The organism is Alcanivorax sp. HI0083 (assembly GCF_001635175.1).
The window spans coordinates 1-764 of sequence record NZ_LWFX01001657.1 but is presented as its reverse complement, the minus strand read 5'-3'; the positions used below and the strand labels follow the sequence as shown (position 1 = coordinate 764).

Annotated in this window: 1 protein-coding gene and 1 pseudogene; both read left to right on the top strand. The window is 59.6% G+C overall.

The window, feature by feature from the left end; translation table 11 throughout:
* A pseudogene (locus A3754_RS28260) lies at positions 1-323 on the top strand (hypothetical protein); the annotation flags it as partial.
* Positions 320-764: YqaJ viral recombinase family protein (locus A3754_RS24355; protein ID WP_197468842.1), on the top strand; the 445-nt coding region annotated here is incomplete at its 3' end. The pseudogene A3754_RS28260 and the gene A3754_RS24355, both read left to right, overlap by 4 nt.

Below are 764 nucleotides of genomic sequence, written 5' to 3'. Positions count from 1 at the left end.
GCACCCTGTGTGACTTCATCCCCGATATCTGGAAACAGGTGCAACCCTACTGGTATGGCCCGCAAGGGTTTCCTGGGGTGTTCGAGTACGAGGTGGTGTCTATCCTGGGCGAACAGCTGGGCACCTATCTGCTCGAGAATGATGGCGATTTACCGCCCAACACCGACATCCAACAGATGATCACCGAGCTGGTGGTCACTTTCTTCAGCCAGGGCGGTAGTCATGAGATCCCGTCGGATCAGACACCCCAGACCCACCGGCTGATCAATCTTCATGATCGCTTTACCGAGCGGCTGACCCAACTGGAAGGAGGACACTCATGAGCACGCCCCGCTCCATCAAATCCTCATCCCGCCCAGCCCTGCGCCTGGTGTCCACCAAGGGCATGAACCGGGAACAGTGGCTCAAGGTCCGCAAGCAAGGTATCGGGGCCAGCGATGCCGCTGCGGCCGTGGGACTTAATCCGTACCAATCGCCGCTTGAGCTGTGGATGATCAAGACCGGGCGGGATGGGCTGTTACCGGCCCCCGATCCTGACGACATCCATACCCCGCTGTACTGGGGCAATCTTCTTGAACCCAAGGTGGCCGAGGCCTATGCCAAGGCGACGGGCAACAAGGTACGGCGAGTGAATGCCGTGCTCCAGCACCCGGATGCAGACAAGCCCTGGATGCTGGCCAATCTGGATTACTCGGTAGTGGGAAATCCAGAGGTGCAGATCCTGGAGTGCAAAACCACCGGCCTCAATGGCGCCAGGCTCTGGG